The organism is Novosphingobium indicum (assembly GCF_014645195.1).
GTDB lineage: Bacteria > Pseudomonadota > Alphaproteobacteria > Sphingomonadales > Sphingomonadaceae > Novosphingobium > Novosphingobium indicum.
The window spans coordinates 61,297-76,291 of sequence record NZ_BMLK01000001.1; the positions used below are offsets into that span (position 1 = coordinate 61,297).

The 14,995-nt window shown below is 66.4% G+C and carries 17 protein-coding genes; 14 read left to right on the top strand and 3 right to left on the bottom strand.

Features of this window, described 5'->3' with window-relative positions:
- Positions 1–85: 85 nt before the first annotated feature.
- Complete coding sequence (locus IEX64_RS00260) at positions 86–1,516, bottom strand: MATE family efflux transporter (protein ID WP_188817069.1); 1,431 nt, start codon at positions 1,514–1,516, stop codon at positions 86–88.
- Positions 1,517–1,695: 179 nt separating this feature from the next.
- Between IEX64_RS00260 and IEX64_RS00265 the strand changes: the two genes are divergently transcribed.
- Together IEX64_RS00265 and IEX64_RS00270 are read left to right on the top strand one after the other, a co-directional pair.
- On the top strand, positions 1,696–2,268 hold the full coding sequence (locus tag IEX64_RS00265) for a c-type cytochrome (RefSeq protein ID WP_188817071.1): 573 nt from the start codon (positions 1,696–1,698) through the stop codon (positions 2,266–2,268).
- Positions 2,265–2,702: a nuclear transport factor 2 family protein gene (locus tag IEX64_RS00270; protein WP_188817074.1), complete on the top strand. Its 438-nt coding sequence runs from the start codon at positions 2,265–2,267 to the stop codon at positions 2,700–2,702. Before IEX64_RS00265 ends, IEX64_RS00270 begins: the two co-directional genes overlap by 4 nt.
- Positions 2,703–2,802: 100 nt before the next feature.
- On the opposite strand, the gene IEX64_RS00275 is transcribed toward IEX64_RS00270, so the two are convergent.
- Both IEX64_RS00275 and IEX64_RS00280 read right to left on the bottom strand, forming a co-directional pair.
- Positions 2,803–3,414, bottom strand: a complete 612-nt coding sequence (locus tag IEX64_RS00275; protein WP_188817076.1) for a hypothetical protein — start codon at positions 3,412–3,414, stop codon at positions 2,803–2,805.
- A gap of 77 nt (positions 3,415–3,491) precedes the next feature.
- Positions 3,492–4,358: an NTP transferase domain-containing protein gene (locus tag IEX64_RS00280; protein WP_188817078.1), complete on the bottom strand. Its 867-nt coding sequence runs from the start codon at positions 4,356–4,358 to the stop codon at positions 3,492–3,494.
- A gap of 133 nt (positions 4,359–4,491) precedes the next feature.
- Between IEX64_RS00280 and IEX64_RS00285 the strand changes: the two genes are divergently transcribed.
- From IEX64_RS00285 to ahpC, 12 genes are all read left to right on the top strand, one after another.
- Positions 4,492–5,979 carry a helicase HerA domain-containing protein gene (locus tag IEX64_RS00285; protein ID WP_188817080.1) on the top strand — a complete coding sequence of 496 codons (1,488 nt, stop codon included), beginning with the start codon at positions 4,492–4,494 and terminating at the stop codon, positions 5,977–5,979.
- Between the two features lie 12 nt (positions 5,980–5,991).
- A complete protein-coding gene (locus IEX64_RS00290) occupies positions 5,992–6,168 on the top strand; it encodes a DUF4169 family protein (protein WP_188817081.1) in 177 nt (58 codons plus the stop codon).
- Positions 6,168–6,371 carry a hypothetical protein gene (locus IEX64_RS00295; RefSeq protein WP_188817082.1) on the top strand — a complete coding sequence of 68 codons (204 nt, stop codon included), beginning with the start codon at positions 6,168–6,170 and terminating at the stop codon, positions 6,369–6,371. The genes IEX64_RS00290 and IEX64_RS00295 overlap by 1 nt, the downstream gene beginning before the upstream one ends.
- An 87-nt stretch (positions 6,372–6,458) precedes the next feature.
- On the top strand, positions 6,459–6,800 hold the full coding sequence (locus tag IEX64_RS00300) for a hypothetical protein (RefSeq protein WP_188817083.1): 342 nt from the start codon (positions 6,459–6,461) through the stop codon (positions 6,798–6,800).
- Between the two features lie 56 nt (positions 6,801–6,856).
- Complete coding sequence (bioF, locus tag IEX64_RS00305; RefSeq protein ID WP_188817086.1) at positions 6,857–8,020, top strand: 8-amino-7-oxononanoate synthase; 1,164 nt, start codon at positions 6,857–6,859, stop codon at positions 8,018–8,020.
- A gap of 298 nt (positions 8,021–8,318) precedes the next feature.
- Complete coding sequence (locus IEX64_RS00310; protein WP_188817087.1) at positions 8,319–8,939, top strand: alpha/beta fold hydrolase; 621 nt, start codon at positions 8,319–8,321, stop codon at positions 8,937–8,939.
- Positions 8,936–9,697 (top strand): methyltransferase, encoded by a 762-nt coding sequence (locus IEX64_RS00315; RefSeq protein ID WP_188817091.1) that lies wholly within the window; start codon positions 8,936–8,938, stop codon positions 9,695–9,697. The genes IEX64_RS00310 and IEX64_RS00315 overlap by 4 nt, the downstream gene beginning before the upstream one ends.
- A gap of 103 nt (positions 9,698–9,800) precedes the next feature.
- Positions 9,801–10,436 (top strand): dethiobiotin synthase, encoded by a 636-nt coding sequence (bioD, locus tag IEX64_RS00320; RefSeq protein ID WP_188817093.1) that lies wholly within the window; start codon positions 9,801–9,803, stop codon positions 10,434–10,436.
- Positions 10,433–11,716 (top strand): adenosylmethionine--8-amino-7-oxononanoate transaminase, encoded by a 1,284-nt coding sequence (locus IEX64_RS00325; protein ID WP_188817096.1) that lies wholly within the window; start codon positions 10,433–10,435, stop codon positions 11,714–11,716. The genes bioD and IEX64_RS00325 overlap by 4 nt, the downstream gene beginning before the upstream one ends.
- Before the next feature lie 96 nt (positions 11,717–11,812).
- Positions 11,813–13,168 carry an NfeD family protein gene (locus IEX64_RS00330; protein ID WP_188817098.1) on the top strand — a complete coding sequence of 452 codons (1,356 nt, stop codon included), beginning with the start codon at positions 11,813–11,815 and terminating at the stop codon, positions 13,166–13,168.
- 27 nt (positions 13,169–13,195) lie between these two features.
- Entirely contained in the window at positions 13,196–13,957 is a 762-nt protein-coding gene (locus tag IEX64_RS00335; RefSeq protein WP_188817101.1) for a slipin family protein, read from the top strand.
- A gap of 385 nt (positions 13,958–14,342) precedes the next feature.
- Positions 14,343–14,906, top strand: coding sequence for an alkyl hydroperoxide reductase subunit C (ahpC, locus tag IEX64_RS00340; protein WP_188817103.1), 564 nt, complete (start codon positions 14,343–14,345; stop codon positions 14,904–14,906).
- The last annotated feature ends 89 nt before the right edge of the window (positions 14,907–14,995 follow it).

Sequence of the window (14,995 nt, forward strand, 5' to 3'; positions counted from 1 at the left end):
GATTGGCACTCTTAGGTCGCGAGTGCCAACGGCCGCGGATATGGTCCCGCCCCCGATGGCCGTCAAGCACCGCGCCTATAAAAATTTAGCTGAGGTTCAGGTCCGCGACGAGGCGGTCCCGATGCGGGACAGTCAGGGTCACGCTCGGCTGGTAGAACCGTTCGCGGCGATGCCAGCGGGCCACCAGCAGCGCGGCCGCGACGGTGAGGCCCACGGCGAGTCCGATCCACACGCCGACACCGCCTGCAGGGGTATAGAGCCCCAGCACGACCGAGGTACCGAAGCCCGCCAGCCAGTAGCCGAACAGCGCGATCATCATCGGCACCCGCGTGTCCTGAATGCCGCGCAGCACCCCTGCGGCGACCGCCTGCAAGCCGTCGGAAAGCTGGAAGATCGCGCAGACGAACAGGTAGCTCAGCGCATAGCCGACCATGGCGGCATTGGCCGGTGCCGAGACGTCTATATAGGCGGACAGGATCAGCCGCGGCGCCACCAGCAGGGCCACCGCCGAGACGCTCATGAACATCATGCCGATCAGTATCGCCGCCCAGCCCGCATGCCCCACGCCCTCGCGATTGCCGCTGCCGTAGTGATAGCCCACGCGGATCGTCGCCGCCTGGCCGATTCCGAAAGGCACCTGAAAGGCGAAAGCACCGATCTGCAGCGCGATGGTATGCGCAGCCAGCTGCGCCTCGCCCACCCGGCCCATGACGAACGCCGCGCCGGAAAACAGCCCGCCCTCGGCAATCAGCGTTCCGGAAATCGGCAGGCCGAGCATGAGCATCTGGTTCATGCGCTGCCATTCGGTGCGCCACCAGCGGCCGAAAATGTGGAACCGGCGCAAGTTTCGGTCCCAGGCAATCGCCGCGACATAGGCGACGACCGTGCTCGATGCGGTGATGATGCTCGCCAGCGCAGCGCCGGTCAGGCCCAGCGCAGGCATACCGAAATGACCGAAAACGAGCGCATAGTCGCCGACGATGTTGACGAGGATCGAGGCCGCCGTGATCGCGGTTGCAAAGACCGGACGGCCAAGCGCCGACACGAAAGTCCGCAGCACGTTCGCCACGGCCATCGGCACCATCGCGACCGACAGCAGGGCCAGGAACGACCCGCCTTGCCGCGCCAGCTGCGGTTCCTGCCCGGTCGCGAGCATGAACTCGGTCGAGAACTGGCACAGGACGACGCCGGCGACCCCGAGCCCGACCGCCAGCCACAGCGCCATGCGCGTCGTCCGGCGCACTTCGCGCACCGAATTGCTGCGCCGGCCCAGCTCGGCCGCGATCAGCGGCGCGCAGGCGCTCGTGACGCCATTGAGGCCCATCATCAGCACGGCAATGATCGCCACGGCCAGGCTGGACGCGGCCAGCGCCTGCTGCCCGAGCCGCGCCACGAACATCACATCGGTCGCGAACACCGCCATCTGCAGCAGGTTGGCAAGCGCCAGCGGCCCCGCGAGACGCAGGGTGGCGGCCAGTTCCAGCCGGAAGGGAGAAGATTCGGACGCGGGCGTCATGGCGCGCGAGCCCTAGGCTGAACGGTAGCGACACGGAAGAGATTTCGCCCGGATCGCCGCGCATTTTCGCTGCGTGCAAGCATCTGTCCATTTTTCGTAACCGGCAATTTGCGCAGGATCAGCCGCTTTCCTTTGCCGCCCGCATATAATACGCACCGCCCTCTCTAGGAGGAAGACGCATGAATTTCAGGAATATCGTTGCCATCCTGCCCTTCACGCTGCTGGCTGCCTGCGGCGGATCGAGTTCCAGCCAGGAAGCGCCGACATCGGCCATCGAGACGGCAAGCCCTGAAGCCGCATCTTCCACCGAGGCCGCCCTGCCCGTCGAAGCGACGGAAACCGCCACCGAAGCTGCCGCCCCGGCCGCCGAGGAAACCCCGGCCCCCGTCGCCGCGGCAAGCCCCACGGCAAGCCCTGCGCCGGCTGCGGAAACGACGACGGCAGCCACGCCGGTTGCCGCCGCCAAGCCGCCGGTGGCTTTCGCCGTATGCCGCGCCTGCCACTCGGTGGAGCCCGGCAAGAACGGAGTCGGCCCGACGCTTCACGGCATTTACGGCAGCAAGGCGGGCGAAGTGCCGGGTTACAACTTCAGCCCGGCGCTGGCGAAGTCCGGCATTGTCTGGGATCGCGCCGCGCTCGACAAATGGCTGCAGGGCCCGATGAAGATGGTGCCGGGCACGAAGATGGTCATCGCCGTTCCCGATGCCGCCAAGCGCGAGGCGATCATCGACTACCTCGAAACGCTCAAGTGACCGATGCCGAAGTCAAGGCGCTGGCGGAGATCCACCAGCGCCTCGCTGCCTGCACGCAGGCCGGGGACGCGCGCAAGGCCGAGGCCTATGCGGCATGTTTCACGCAGGCCGGCGTGCTTGAATTGGTGAACGAGACGATTTCGGGGCGCGACGCCATTCTGGCATGGATGACGGCGCCCTCGGTGATCCCCGCCCCTGCCGGCGGCACCCCCGGCTTCATCAGTCACCACCTCACCACCTGCAGCGTCGATTTCACCGGCCCGGACAGCGCCACCGTGCGCACCTACTGGCTGGTGACCAGTGCGGCAGGGCTCGATCACAACGGCTTCTACGTCGACAAGCTGGAACGCCAGCATGGGCAATGGCTGATCGCCCACCGCCGCCCGCGTACCTTGTGGATCAGCCCCGCCAGCGTCCTGCACGGGAAAGGCTGACAGGAGCAGCCGACCAGGCATGAAAAAGGGGCGGCACCGGCATCGGCACCGCCCCCTTGTCCGGCGTCCCCAAGGGGCACAAGGACGCGCGGCAAAAACCTCAGACCGTTATACCGGGCGCCGGCGCGCGATGCTCGGGCTTCGCGGCAGGCTGTTCCGCCTTGGCCGGCACGACCCCGGTTTGCGGCTGAACCGCATCGCAGCCATCGGACGCCGCCTGCGTCAGCTTCGGCGCCTCACCCGACCCATCGGAGCTGTAGGACACCGTGCGGGTGCAGCCGTTGGTGTCGGTGGTCGAAGAATAGTAGGTCACGTGCATGCGCTGCGGCATGTCGCCGACCAGGGTGAGACCCGGCGCGGCCTGCGCATTTCCGTGCGCGACCGCTTGCCGCTGCATCTGCGCCGCGTGCTGGCGGAGCACGGCGGCGCGCTGCATCATCGCCTGCATATGCGCATCCATGATCGCCGAGATTCGCGCCATCCGCGCGAAGGGATCGGCCGCAACCCGCACAGCGGCGGGCAGCGCCACCGCCTCTACCGGGACGACATGCACGCGCGGCGCAACGTCACCGGTGTACTGCACCTCGACCACGGAGCCGTCGGGCGCATCGACCTGCATGCTGTGCAGTTTCGCCGAGGCGGCCTGCGCCACGCCGGCACCAAGCGCCGTCAGGGCGGCGGCGCCAATCAGATACTTGGGAGCTATACGCATTGGGGTAATCCTCCTTGTGACTCGTCCCATTGCGATCCCGGATGCTGCCCTATCGAAGCTGAACGCGCGATTACAGATCAGGCCGTTCCGGCAACCCTTCGCACGTCCTGGCCCACATACTCGTCCGCGAAGACGAGGCCCCGGTTCTCGAGCAGGTCGCGCGCCACGGCGTAGCTGCGGTCGTCGTCGACATCGATGGCCTGGCTGCCATCGGAAAGGACGACCGCCGAAAGCCGCAGTTTCAACCGGCGCGAGGCGAATTCCGCGGCGGCTGCCAGCGTGAGCATACGGCAGCGCATGAGCAGCAGGCCGAGGATGCCCGCCGCGCGCCATATCCGCGATCCGCTGCGATCGAACCCCCGATTGCCCCGGAAGACCTCGACTGCATCGATACCCGCAGGGCCGGCAATGCCGTAGATGTCGCAGGCGGCATATTCGCCATCGCGCAGCGCCAGGAAGCGGTCCGGCGCGCAGCGGTGCGCGGCCTCCACGCAGTCGCGCGGCGCGAGCGTGATCGCCGCATCGGCGCGGCCAAGAGCATCGGCAACGGCATCGATCGCCTCGATCGTGAGCAGCGCGTGGTCGGCAGTGGTGACGATCAGCGGCCCGTCCCAGCCGCTCGCGGCATCGCGCACGCTGTCGGCCAGATGTTCGCGCGCTTCGACCAGCGCGACGATGCCGCGTCCCGGCATACGCGTGAGCACGTCCCATACGGGCGCGAACGCCTCACGCTCGATGCAGATGGCGAGGCTCTCGATGCGCGGATGCGCCATGGCCGTGCGCAGGACATGCGCGATCATCGGCTGACCGGCCAGCGGTATCAGGCTGCGATGGCTTTCACCGAACCGTTCGGCCAGCGGATCGACGGCCCGCTTGGGTTGACCCGCAAGCACGATCAGGCGCAGGGCGGGCTCTTCGGCCGAGGATGAAAGACGCTGTCCCATCCCGCCTCGATTGCGTAATTTTGTGACAGCCGCGTGAAACAGACACTCGTTTCGGCGACAGGACCCCTCATCCTATGGATAACGCCAGCCCCCGCCTTGCACCGCCCGGCCCCCAACTGGCAGGTAGCGCCCCGTGAGCGCATCCATCATCATCGGCGAAACACCCCGCGGGGAGCCGATAGAGATCGACATCAAGGAACTTCTGGCGACCCGCCTGCTGGTGCAGGGCAATTCCGGGTCCGGAAAGTCGCACCTGCTTCGCCGCCTGCTCGAAGAGAGCGCCGGTATCGTCCAGCAGGTGGTGATCGATCCCGAAGGCGACTTCGTTTCGCTGGCCGAGGAATTCGGCCATGTCGTGATCGACGGCGCCGCCTATGGCGAGGCCGAGATCGTCCGCCTCGGCGCGCGCATCCGCCAGCACCGCGCCTCGGTCGTGCTCGCGCTCGACGAGCTGGAAATCGACCAGCAGATGAAGTGCGCCGCGCAGTTCCTCAACGCCCTGTTCGATGCCCCGCGCGAACAGTGGTATCCCGCGCTCGTCGTCGTCGACGAGGCGCAGATGTTCGCGCCCGCCGCTGCCGGTGAGGTCTCCGAGGAAGCCCGGCGCGTCTCGCTGGGCGCGATGACCAACCTCATGTGCCGCGGCCGCAAGCGCGGCCTTGCCGGCGTGATCGCCACGCAGCGCCTCGCCAAGCTGGCCAAGAACGTCGCCGCCGAGGCCAGCAACTTCCTGATGGGCCGCACGTTCCTCGACATCGACATGGTGCGCGCAGCGGACCTGCTGGGCATGGAGCGCCGGCAGGCCGAGCAGATCCGCGATCTGGCGCGCGGCCAGTTCCTCGGCCTCGGCCCCGCCATCGCGCGCCGCCCGGTCGCGGTGAACATCGGCGAAGTGCGCACCGGCGCCAAGTCGGTGACGCCCGGTCTCGTCCCGCTGCCCACCGCCAGCACCGAGGACATGCGCGAGCTGCTCCACGACAATCTCCACGTCGAACCCGAACGGCCCGAATTCCCGCGCCCGGCACCGCGCACCGAGGATGCCGAGACGGTCGCCCGCCGCATCGCCGCCAACGAGATGCTCGAACCGACCGGTGCGCAAGCCCGCGACCGCGAGGCCGAACGCCAGCGCGCCGAAGCTGACCCGGAAGAAAACCGCGCCGCCATGGTCGAGATCATGAACGAAATGGCGAAGGAAGAAGACTGCACCTTCCAGTCCTCGACCACGCTGTTTCAGGACTTCACCATCCGCTGCCGGATGAAGGGCATTTCGGTGCGCGGGCTCGACGCGACGATGTTCCGCCGGGGCTTTGCCGCCGCCATCGCCGGCATCGAGGACCCCGACGAGGAGCGCTGGCTGGACCTGCAGAACCTCGCCAAGCATGTGCCCGACGATGCCCTCGCGCCGTTCTACGTGATCGCTCGCGCCGCGATGGACGGCAAGCCCTGCCCCGACGACACCGAGCTTGCCCGCATCTACGGCACCAGTTCGCCGCGCCGCATCCAGCGTCTGCTCGACTATCTCGAAAAGGACGGTCTGCTTGTCGTGCGCACCGACTTTTCCGGCAAGCGCTCGGTCGGCGTACCCGATCTCGGCGTGACAACGACCGCGATCGAAGCGTAAGAAAAGCCGGTTATGGCTGACATCGTCAATCTGCGCATGGCCCGCAAGGCCAAGGCCCGCGATGCCGACAAGGCGCAGGCGCAGGCCAATCGCGCGCTGCACGGACGCACCCGGGAAGAACGCAAGGCCAGCGACGCCGAGATCGCGCGGATTGCCCGCAATGTCGACGGCGCGAAGCGGGAAGACTGATGCGCACGACCTATCTGGAAGCGACGGTGCGGCTCTATCACCTCGACTCGGGGCCCGAGGGCGGCGCGGCCAATACGCTGTTCTATGGGTCGCTTGCCGACGCGATGCAGATCGCGGCCCAGCAGAGCGAAGACGTGCAGGACGGCCTGTTCATCGCGACCGACAACGACGTGGTCGCCTATCTGGATCTGCTGGAAAGCTGAAATACGCTCGCCAACTGTAGAGTTTGACCGCGCGCGAATGTCGGGCGACAATGCGCTAGCGGTCTTTCTCCAACAGGGGGCAAGGTGATGGCGAATTCCACTGACCCAGAACTCTACCGGTTCGTACTGGAACTGGCCTTTTACCTGCTGATAGCCTTCGGTGTTCTCGTCATTGCCGTTGCGGCGGTTTACGTCGCGATGTTCATGAAGGGCAATTTTTCGGGGCAGAGTATCGCGCGCATCCTGCAGCAGACAGACGGCCCCAAGCTGGTGACCATCGTGCTGATCATTCTGTCCTCGTCGCTTCTCGGCATGCTCGGAATCATCAAGGGCGAAGCCGTCATCGCGCTGCTGAGCGGTATTGCCGGGTACGTTCTTGGCAACCAGCACGGCCGGCGGGAAACCGAAGACAAGACCCGGTCGGACTGACGCAGGCGGCTGTCGCCCATTGTGCCCGGGCGCGCCATGCCATACCGGCAGCGGCGATGAGCCGGCTCGATTCCCCTCTGCAAGCTGCCCTCGCCCGGATCGACAAGGCCGGGCAGCGCCGGACGCTGCGCGCGGCCGCGCTGGCGCCGGGCGGCCGCGTGATCCGGGACGGGCGCGAGCTGGTCGACTTCTCGAGCAACGACTACCTCTGCCTCGCGCGGCATCCGCTGCTGACAGAGCGTGCGCGCGAATGGGCGGCGCGCCACGGCACCGGCTCGGGCGCCTCGCGGCTGGTGACCGGCACAAGCGATGCGCACCTCGCGCTCGAAGCGAAGATCGCCGCGTTCAAGGGCACCGAGGCTGCGCTGATCTTCGCCACTGGCTGGCAGGCCAATGCGGCGGTGATCCCCGCCCTGCTCGCGGCCATACCCGGCGTAGCGGTCTTCACCGACCGGCTGATCCACGCGAGCATGCATGCCGGCATCGCCATGGCCGGCGTGCGCCAGCACCGCTTCCGCCACAACGACCTCGACCATCTCGAAGCGCTGCTGGCGAGCAAGGGCGCCGATGCCCCGGCGCGGCTGATCCTGACCGAAAGCGTCTTCTCGATGGACGGCGACCGCGCCGACCTGCAGCGCCTGACCGCCATCGCCGAAGCCCACGATGCCGCGCTGTTCGTCGACGAGGCGCATGCGACCGGCGTCCTCGGCCCCGAAGGCCGCGGACTGAGCGCCGAAGTACCGGGCAGGATCGATCTCGTGATGGGCACCTTCAGCAAGGCGATGGGCGGGTTCGGGGCCTATGTCGCGGGATCGCAGGTGCTCATCGACTACTTCGTCAACACCGCGAGCGGTTTCATCTTTACAACCGCGCCCCCGCCCGCCGTGCTGGGCGCCATCGACGCCGCGCTCGACCTCGTGCCGGGCATGGACGCCGAACGCGCGCACCTCGCCGCGCTGGGCGACCGGTTGCGGGAAGGGCTGGATGCTCTGGGCCTCGATCATGGCGATTCCTCCACGCAGATCGTGCCCGCCGTGATTGGTGCCGAAGAACAGGCGATGGCGCTTTCCGCGAAGCTGGAGGCCGCCGGATTCCTTGCCTCCGCCATCCGGCCGCCGACGGTTCCGCCCGGCACCAGCCGCCTGCGCCTGGCCTTGCGTGCGAGCCATTCGGCGGCTGATATTGATGCGTTTCTTGGCGTGTTGGGGGATGCTCTGTGATGGGGGGGCACGCGGAGGCGCGGAGACGCGGAGAAGAATATTTCGCGCAAAGGCGCAGAGGCGCAAAGAGGTCCGATGATGCCGCAGGCATCCATTTTCACCTCAAAACGGACGTTCAACGCTGGCTTCGAGTAGAAAAGCGGCTTCGCCGCGAGGAAAGAGCCTTTGCGCCCCTTCGGCTGACTGCTTGCAGCAGCCGCTCAGGACAGGCTTTGCGCCTTTGCGCGGACCCAATCCTCTTTTTCTCCGCGTCTCTGCGCCTCCGCGTGAGCCCCATTCCCCAGCCGGAGCCGAAACCGTGAAGCTCCTCTTCGCCCACGGCTGGGGCTTCGACCGGCACTTCTGGGACGCGCTCATCGCACTGCTGCCCGAGTGGGAGCATGCCATCGACGATCGCGGCTATTTCGGCACTCCCCATATGCCCGGGATCGACGGCCCCTGCCTTGCCGTGACGCATTCCTTTGGCACGATGCGCGTCCTCACCGATCCGCCACCGGGTCTGGTGGGCCTCGTCGCGATCAACGGGTTCGAGCGCTTTACCGCCCTGCCCGGCAAGCCCGGCGTTGCCGTGCGCGTGGTCGACCGGATGCTGCGCCGCTTCGAGAGCGATCCGCGCGCAGTTCTCGCCGAGTTTCGCAAGGCCTGCGGCAGCGATGAGCCTTTCGGTGAGATTAATCCCGAACCACTGCGTGCCGATCTGCTGCGGCTGCGCGATGCACAGGCACCCTCACCCAAGGTCCCGGTGGCGGTGCTGCAGGGCGGGCAGGACCCGATCCTTCCCGCCGACATGCGCGCCGCGGTCTTTGCCGGTAGCGACGTGCACCGTATCGATCACGAGGCCGGCGGGCATCTGTTGCCGCTCGAAAATCCGGAGCTGTGCGCGCAGGCCGTGCGCGGCGCAGTGGGCGCGCTGGCATGACCGACCGGCACGCGCAGATCGCCCGGGCCTTTGCGGGGGCCCGCGACTACGACCGCCACGCACGCATCCAGCGCGACGTCGCGCGAGGCCTCGCAGCGCGCATCGCCGCGCTCGACCTGCCCGAAAGCCCGCGCGTGCTGGAACTGGGCTGCGGCACCGGCTTTCTGACCGAGGCGCTGCTGGATAACGGCATCGGCGGCGACTGGCTTATCACCGACATTGCCCCCGCCATGGTCGAACGCTGCCGCGCGCGCCTCGGCGAATCGCCGCAGCGACGCTTTGCCGTGCTCGATGGGGAATATGGAGCGCCGGAGGGCGGTCCCTACGACCTCATCTGCTCCAGCCTCGCGCTGCAATGGTTCGACGATGCGCCTGCCGCACTGGGGCGCATGAAGGACTGGCTGGCACCGGGCGGGCATGGCCTGATCACCACGCTCGGCCCCGGCAGCTTTGCCGAGTGGCGCGCCGCCCATGCCGCCGAAGGGCTCGACGCGGGGACGCCGCCCTTCGCACCCGTCGAAGCCTTCGCCGCGATCGATCCGGAAAACCTCGTCGTCGAAAACGTGGTCGAAACCCATCCCGATGCGCGGGCCTTTCTCCACGCGCTGAAGGCCATCGGCGCGGGTACGGCGGCACCGGGCCACCGCCCGCTGCCCCCCGCCGCGCTGCGCCGCGTGATGGCCACGTTCGAGCGGTCGACATGTAAAGTTACATACGAGGTCGTGACCTGCCACGTTCACCGCGCTAGGGGGGCGTGATTTTCACTCCCGTTCGTGTCGAGCGTAGTCGAGACACGCCTGCGCGAACGGTTCTCGACTTCGCTCGAACCGAACGGAGTCGCAAAATCCGGATCGCCAGAGCATGACGCGCCAAACCCTCATCGTCACCGGAACCGATACCGGCATCGGCAAGACCGTCTTCGCCGCCGCGCTGGCGGGCGTGCTTGGCGGGCATTACTGGAAGCCGGTTCAGGCGGGCATCGAGGACGACGGCACCGATGCCGACCGCGTCGCCCGGCTTTCCGGTCTCCCGCGCGAGCGCGTGCTGCCCGAGGCCTATTGCCTCGCCACGCCCTGCTCCCCGCACCTCGCCGCCGAGATCGACGGGGTCGCGATAGACCCGGCCCGGCTCGCCCTGCCGCAGGTCGATGGCCCGCTGGTGGCCGAAGGCGCGGGCGGCGTGCTGGTGCCGATCAGCCGCAGCGAGACCTACGCCGACCAGTTCGCCCGCTGGCGCGCCCCGGTCGTACTGGTGGCGCGCACCTCGCTCGGCACTATCAACCACTCGCTGCTCTCGATCGAGGCATTGCGCGCACGCAGTGTGCCCATCCTCGGCGTGGCCTTCGTGGGTGAGCCCGTGGAGGACAGCGAGGCGACGATCTGCGCCATGGGGCAGGTGCGCCGGCTGGGCCGCCTGCCCATCCTCGACCCGCTGACGCCCGAAGGCCTGCGCAGCGCCTTTGCCGCAAACTTCAAGCTGGAGGACTTCACCGCGTGACTGCATCCGACGCTTCATCCGCGATCTGGCACCCCTTTACCCAGCACGGCCTGCGCGAACCCATCCCGCTCGTCGAGCGCGCCGAAGGGGCCCTGCTTCACACCGCCGACGGGCAGACGGTGATCGATGCGATTTCCTCGTGGTGGGTAACCACGCACGGCCACTGCCACCCCAAGATCATGGCCGCCATCGCCGATCAGGCGGACAAGCTTGACCAGATGATCTTTGCGGGCTGGACGCACCAGCCGGCCGAGGATGTCGCGGCCGGGCTGCGCGCGATCATGCCGCAGAGCCTCACGCGCGTGTTCTTCTCCGATTCCGGCTCGACCGCCGTCGAAGTCGCGCTGAAGATGGCGCTGGGATACTGGCACGCGCGCGCCGAGAAGGACGGCGGCCGCCCCCGACACCGCATTATCGTGATGGAACACAGCTATCACGGCGACACCATCGGCACGATGTCGGTCGGCGAGCGCGGCGTGTTCAACCAGGCCTACGAGCCGCTGCTGTTCGACGTGGCACGTGTTCCCTTCCCCGCATCGGGCGCCCGGCAGGAAACGCTCGATGCGCTGGAAGACCTTTGCAAGCAGCCGGATACCGCCGCCTTCATCGTCGAGCCGCTGGTGCTCGGCGCGGGCGGCATGCTGGTCTACGACGCCAAGACGCTCGCCTCGATGCACGAGATCTGCTCGCGCCACGGTGTGCTGTTCATCGCCGACGAAGTGATGACCGGCTGGGGGCGTACCGGCACGCTGCTGGCCTGCGAGCAGGCCGGGATCGAGCCCGACATCCTGTGCCTGTCCAAGGGACTGACCGGCGGCGCGGTGCCGCTGGCGGTGACCATGGCGAGCGAGCTGATCTTCGAAGCGCACTGGTCGACCGACCGCGCCAGGATGTTCTTCCATTCGTCGAGCTACACCGCCAACCCGCTCGCCTGCGCCGCGGCGGCGGCCAACCTTGCCATCTGGCGCGAGGAGCCGGTGCTCGAACGCATTGCCGACCTCGCCCACCGGCAGACCGAATGGCTGGTGAAGCTCGGCCAGTTCTGCCACTTCGAAAACCCGCGCCAGAGCGGCACGATGGCCGCGCTCGATCTCAGGACCAGTGGCGAAGGCGGCTATCTCGACACGCTCGCCCCGCGCCTCCTGGCCTTCTTCCGCGAACGCGGCCTGCTGCTGCGCCCGCTGGGCAACACGGTCTATGTCATGCCGCCCTACTGCATTACCGACGAGCAGCTCGGGCAGGTCTGGGACGCCATCGGCGAAGCGGTGATCTCGTTCTGATCAGCGCCTGAAAATTCAGGAGTTTCGGTCACCCCGCCGGAAGTGCTAGCATCACCCCGACCGCAACATCGGTTTGGGACAAGAGGGCCGCAGGCCATGCCAGCCTTGGGTAACGAGAACCGGGCCGCCAGACTGCTTTTCGCGGTACTGGCAGCTCTCGCGGCGCTGTTCAGCCTTGCAGCACCAGCCGCGGCAAAAGAAGCCGTTGTGATGCACATCGACGGTGCCATCGGCCCGGCCACCGCCTCGCACATTGCCGACGGTCTGCAGGAAGCGCGCGAGCGCAACGCCGCGCTGGTCGTTCTGGAAATGGATACGCCGGGCGGCCTCGATACCTCGATGCGCGATATCATCCAGAACATTCTCGGCATGCCGATGCCGGTGGTGACCTATGTCCATCCCAGCGGCGCGCGGGCCGCCAGCGCGGGCACCTATATTCTCTACGCCAGCCACTTCGCGGCGATGACGCCGGGCACGAACCTGGGAGCGGCCACGCCCGTCCAGATCGCTGGCCCCATGTCCGGCGGTGAGGAGAAGGAAAAGCAGGCCGCGCCCGCCGACGCCCATGAACGCAAGGCGGTGAACGATGCGGTTGCCTATATCCGGTCGCTGGCCGAACTGCGCGGGCGCAATGCCGACTGGGCCGAACAGGCCGTGCGCGAGGCATCGAGCCTTTCTGCTTCGGCAGCGCTGAAGGAAGGCGTCATCGATATCGTCGCTTCGGATCTGCCATCGCTGCTCGATCAGCTGAACGGCAAGACCGTGACGATAGACGGGCAGACCCGCTCACTGAACACCGCCGGGCTTGCTATCCATGAAATCGAGCCCGGCTGGGGCACGAAGCTGCTGGCCGCGATCACCAATCCCAATATCGCGCTGATCCTGATGATGATCGGAGTCTACGGCCTGATCTTCGAATTCCTCAATCCGGGATCGCTGGTGCCGGGCACGGTGGGCGCGATCAGCCTGGTGATCGGCCTCTATGCCCTCGCGGCGCTGCCGGTCGACATGGCCGGCCTCGCTCTCATTGCCCTGGGCATTGCCCTCATGGTGGGGGAAGCTTTCGTTCCTTCCTTTGGAATCCTGGGCATAGGCGGTACGGTGGCCTTCGTGATTGGCGCTGCGATCCTTTTCGATACCGATGTGCCGGCCTTTCAGGTCAGCTGGTCGGTGATTGCCGCGCTCGGCGTGTTCAGCGCAGGGCTTCTCGTCATCGTCGCCCGCGTGGGGCTGCGCGCCCTGCGGCACCGGGTCACGACCGGATCGGAAGAACTGATCGGCGCTACCGCGACCGTGATCGACTGGCATGAGGGCAAGGGCCATGTCTTCGTGCATTCCGAACGCTGGAATGCGCGGGGCCCGCACAACCTGACATCCGATCAAACCGTCGTCGTCGAAAAGATGACCGGTCTCGACCTCACCGTCTCGCCCCAGCGGGAAACCGAAACCTGATCGCGAAGCGGTCGCAAGGAGGACACTATGGCAATCCTGGACTACGGCTTTCTCGTGCCGCTGATATTCCTGATCCTGATCTTCCTGTGGTCATCGATCAAGATCCTGCGCGAATACGAGCGCGCCGTCATTTTCACGCTCGGGCGTTTCACCGATGTGAAAGGGCCGGGTCTCATCATCCTGATCCCCTTCGTGCAGCAGATGGTCCGCACGGACTTGCGCACCATCGTTCTCGACGTGCCGACGCAGGACGTGATCTCGCGCGACAACGTCTCGGTGAAGGTCAATGCGGTGGTCTATTTCCGCATCGTCGACCCCAAGAGCGCGATCATTCAGGTGGAGAACTACATTCAGGCGACCAGCGAACTCGCGCAGACGACGCTGCGCTCGGTGCTGGGCAAGCACGAGTTGGACGAAATGCTGTCCGAGCGCGACAAGCTCAATGTCGATATTCAGGAAATCCTCGACAAGCAGACCGACGCCTGGGGCATCAAGGTGGCCAATGTCGAGATCAAGCATGTCGACATCGACGAAACGATGGTCCGCGCCATCGCCCGCCAGGCCGAGGCCGAACGCGAACGCCGCGCCAAGGTGATCAATGCCGAGGGCGAACACCAGGCCGCAGCCCGCCTGCTCGATGCCGCACGCGTCCTCGCCGAAACGCCCGAGGCCATGCAGCTGCGCTATCTCTCGACGCTCAACGTCATCGCCAACGAAAACAACACCTCCACCATCATCTTCCCATTCCCGATGGAATTGGGCGAGTGGCTGGCGCGGAAAAAGGACTGATCCGAAACGGCAGGGCAAACTTTCCTAGCCGCTTTCTCCCTGTCACACTGCGGGCGGCAGTTCGGCTGCCCGCTCCTTGAACCGTATATTCGCCCCAGCGCCGCAAATGCCGTGCGACACGAGGTTTGCCGTGCCCCGGCGTTTGAAAAGTCGGCGTTTTCCTGAAACGCGCCATGGCCGATGTGGACGAACTTAGCGAAAATAGACGGCGCCGTTCCACGCGCTACCGCGAGTGAATCGCATCTTATCGATTAAATCGGTCAATGCGCTGCGCTGTGATCGCCTTATTCGATCAGGCCGATCGATTCATCACGCTACAAATCGTCATGCACCGCGCCTATCTCCCTTGTGTCAGTTCAACACCCAATCGAGGGAGACACTATCCATGGGTATCATCGGCAGCACCATCAAGCCTTTCAGCAACACCGCTTTCCAGGCGGGCAAGGATTTCTTCGACGTCACCGAAAAGGACATCGAAGGCAAGTGGGCCGTGTTCTTCTTCTATCCGGCCGACTTCACGTTCGTCTGCCCGACCGAGCTCGAAGATCTGGGCGAGCAGTACGACACGCTCCAGTCGATGGGCGTTGAAGTCTATGGCGTGTCGACCGACACCCACTTCAGCCACAAGGCCTGGCACGACACGTCCGACAAGATCGGCAAGCTGAAGTTCGCCTTCCTCGGCGACCAGACCCACGCCCTGTCGAACAACTTCGGCGTGCTTCGTGAAATGGGCCTTGCCGACCGCGCCACCTTCGTGGTCGATCCGGACGGCGTGATCCAGATCATGGAAATCACTTGCGAAGGCGTCGGCCGCAACGCGACCGAACTCGTCCGCAAGATCAAGGCGGCCCAGTACGTCCGCAACAACCCCGGCCAGGTCTGCCCGGCAAAGTGGGAAGAAGGCGGCGACACCCTAGCTCCCTCGCTCGACCTCGTCGGCAAGATCTGAGCCTCCCCTCGGGTCGCTCCGAGGACGGTGGCCTTCCGGCCATCGACGGCGCGACCCGGGGCTATCCCCCCTCCACGCGAAGCCCCGGG

Excerpts from the sequence above, each read along its gene's own strand:
- IEX64_RS00260 (WP_188817069.1), bottom strand. The coding sequence starts at position 1,516 with ATGACGCCCGCGTCCGAATCTTCTCCCTTCCGGCTGGAACTGGCCGCC.
- IEX64_RS00265 (WP_188817071.1), top strand. The coding sequence starts at position 1,696 with ATGAATTTCAGGAATATCGTTGCCATCCTGCCCTTCACGCTGCTGGCT.
- IEX64_RS00275 (WP_188817076.1), bottom strand. The coding sequence starts at position 3,414 with ATGCGTATAGCTCCCAAGTATCTGATTGGCGCCGCCGCCCTGACGGCG.
- IEX64_RS00280 (WP_188817078.1), bottom strand. The coding sequence starts at position 4,358 with ATGGGACAGCGTCTTTCATCCTCGGCCGAAGAGCCCGCCCTGCGCCTG.
- IEX64_RS00290 (WP_188817081.1), top strand. The coding sequence starts at position 5,992 with ATGGCTGACATCGTCAATCTGCGCATGGCCCGCAAGGCCAAGGCCCGC.
- IEX64_RS00295 (WP_188817082.1), top strand. The coding sequence starts at position 6,168 with ATGCGCACGACCTATCTGGAAGCGACGGTGCGGCTCTATCACCTCGAC.
- IEX64_RS00300 (WP_188817083.1), top strand. The coding sequence starts at position 6,459 with ATGGCGAATTCCACTGACCCAGAACTCTACCGGTTCGTACTGGAACTG.
- bioF (WP_188817086.1), top strand. The coding sequence starts at position 6,857 with ATGAGCCGGCTCGATTCCCCTCTGCAAGCTGCCCTCGCCCGGATCGAC.
- IEX64_RS00315 (WP_188817091.1), top strand. The coding sequence starts at position 8,936 with ATGACCGACCGGCACGCGCAGATCGCCCGGGCCTTTGCGGGGGCCCGC.
- bioD (WP_188817093.1), top strand. The coding sequence starts at position 9,801 with ATGACGCGCCAAACCCTCATCGTCACCGGAACCGATACCGGCATCGGC.
- IEX64_RS00330 (WP_188817098.1), top strand. The coding sequence starts at position 11,813 with ATGCCAGCCTTGGGTAACGAGAACCGGGCCGCCAGACTGCTTTTCGCG.
- IEX64_RS00335 (WP_188817101.1), top strand. The coding sequence starts at position 13,196 with ATGGCAATCCTGGACTACGGCTTTCTCGTGCCGCTGATATTCCTGATC.
- ahpC (WP_188817103.1), top strand. The coding sequence starts at position 14,343 with ATGGGTATCATCGGCAGCACCATCAAGCCTTTCAGCAACACCGCTTTC.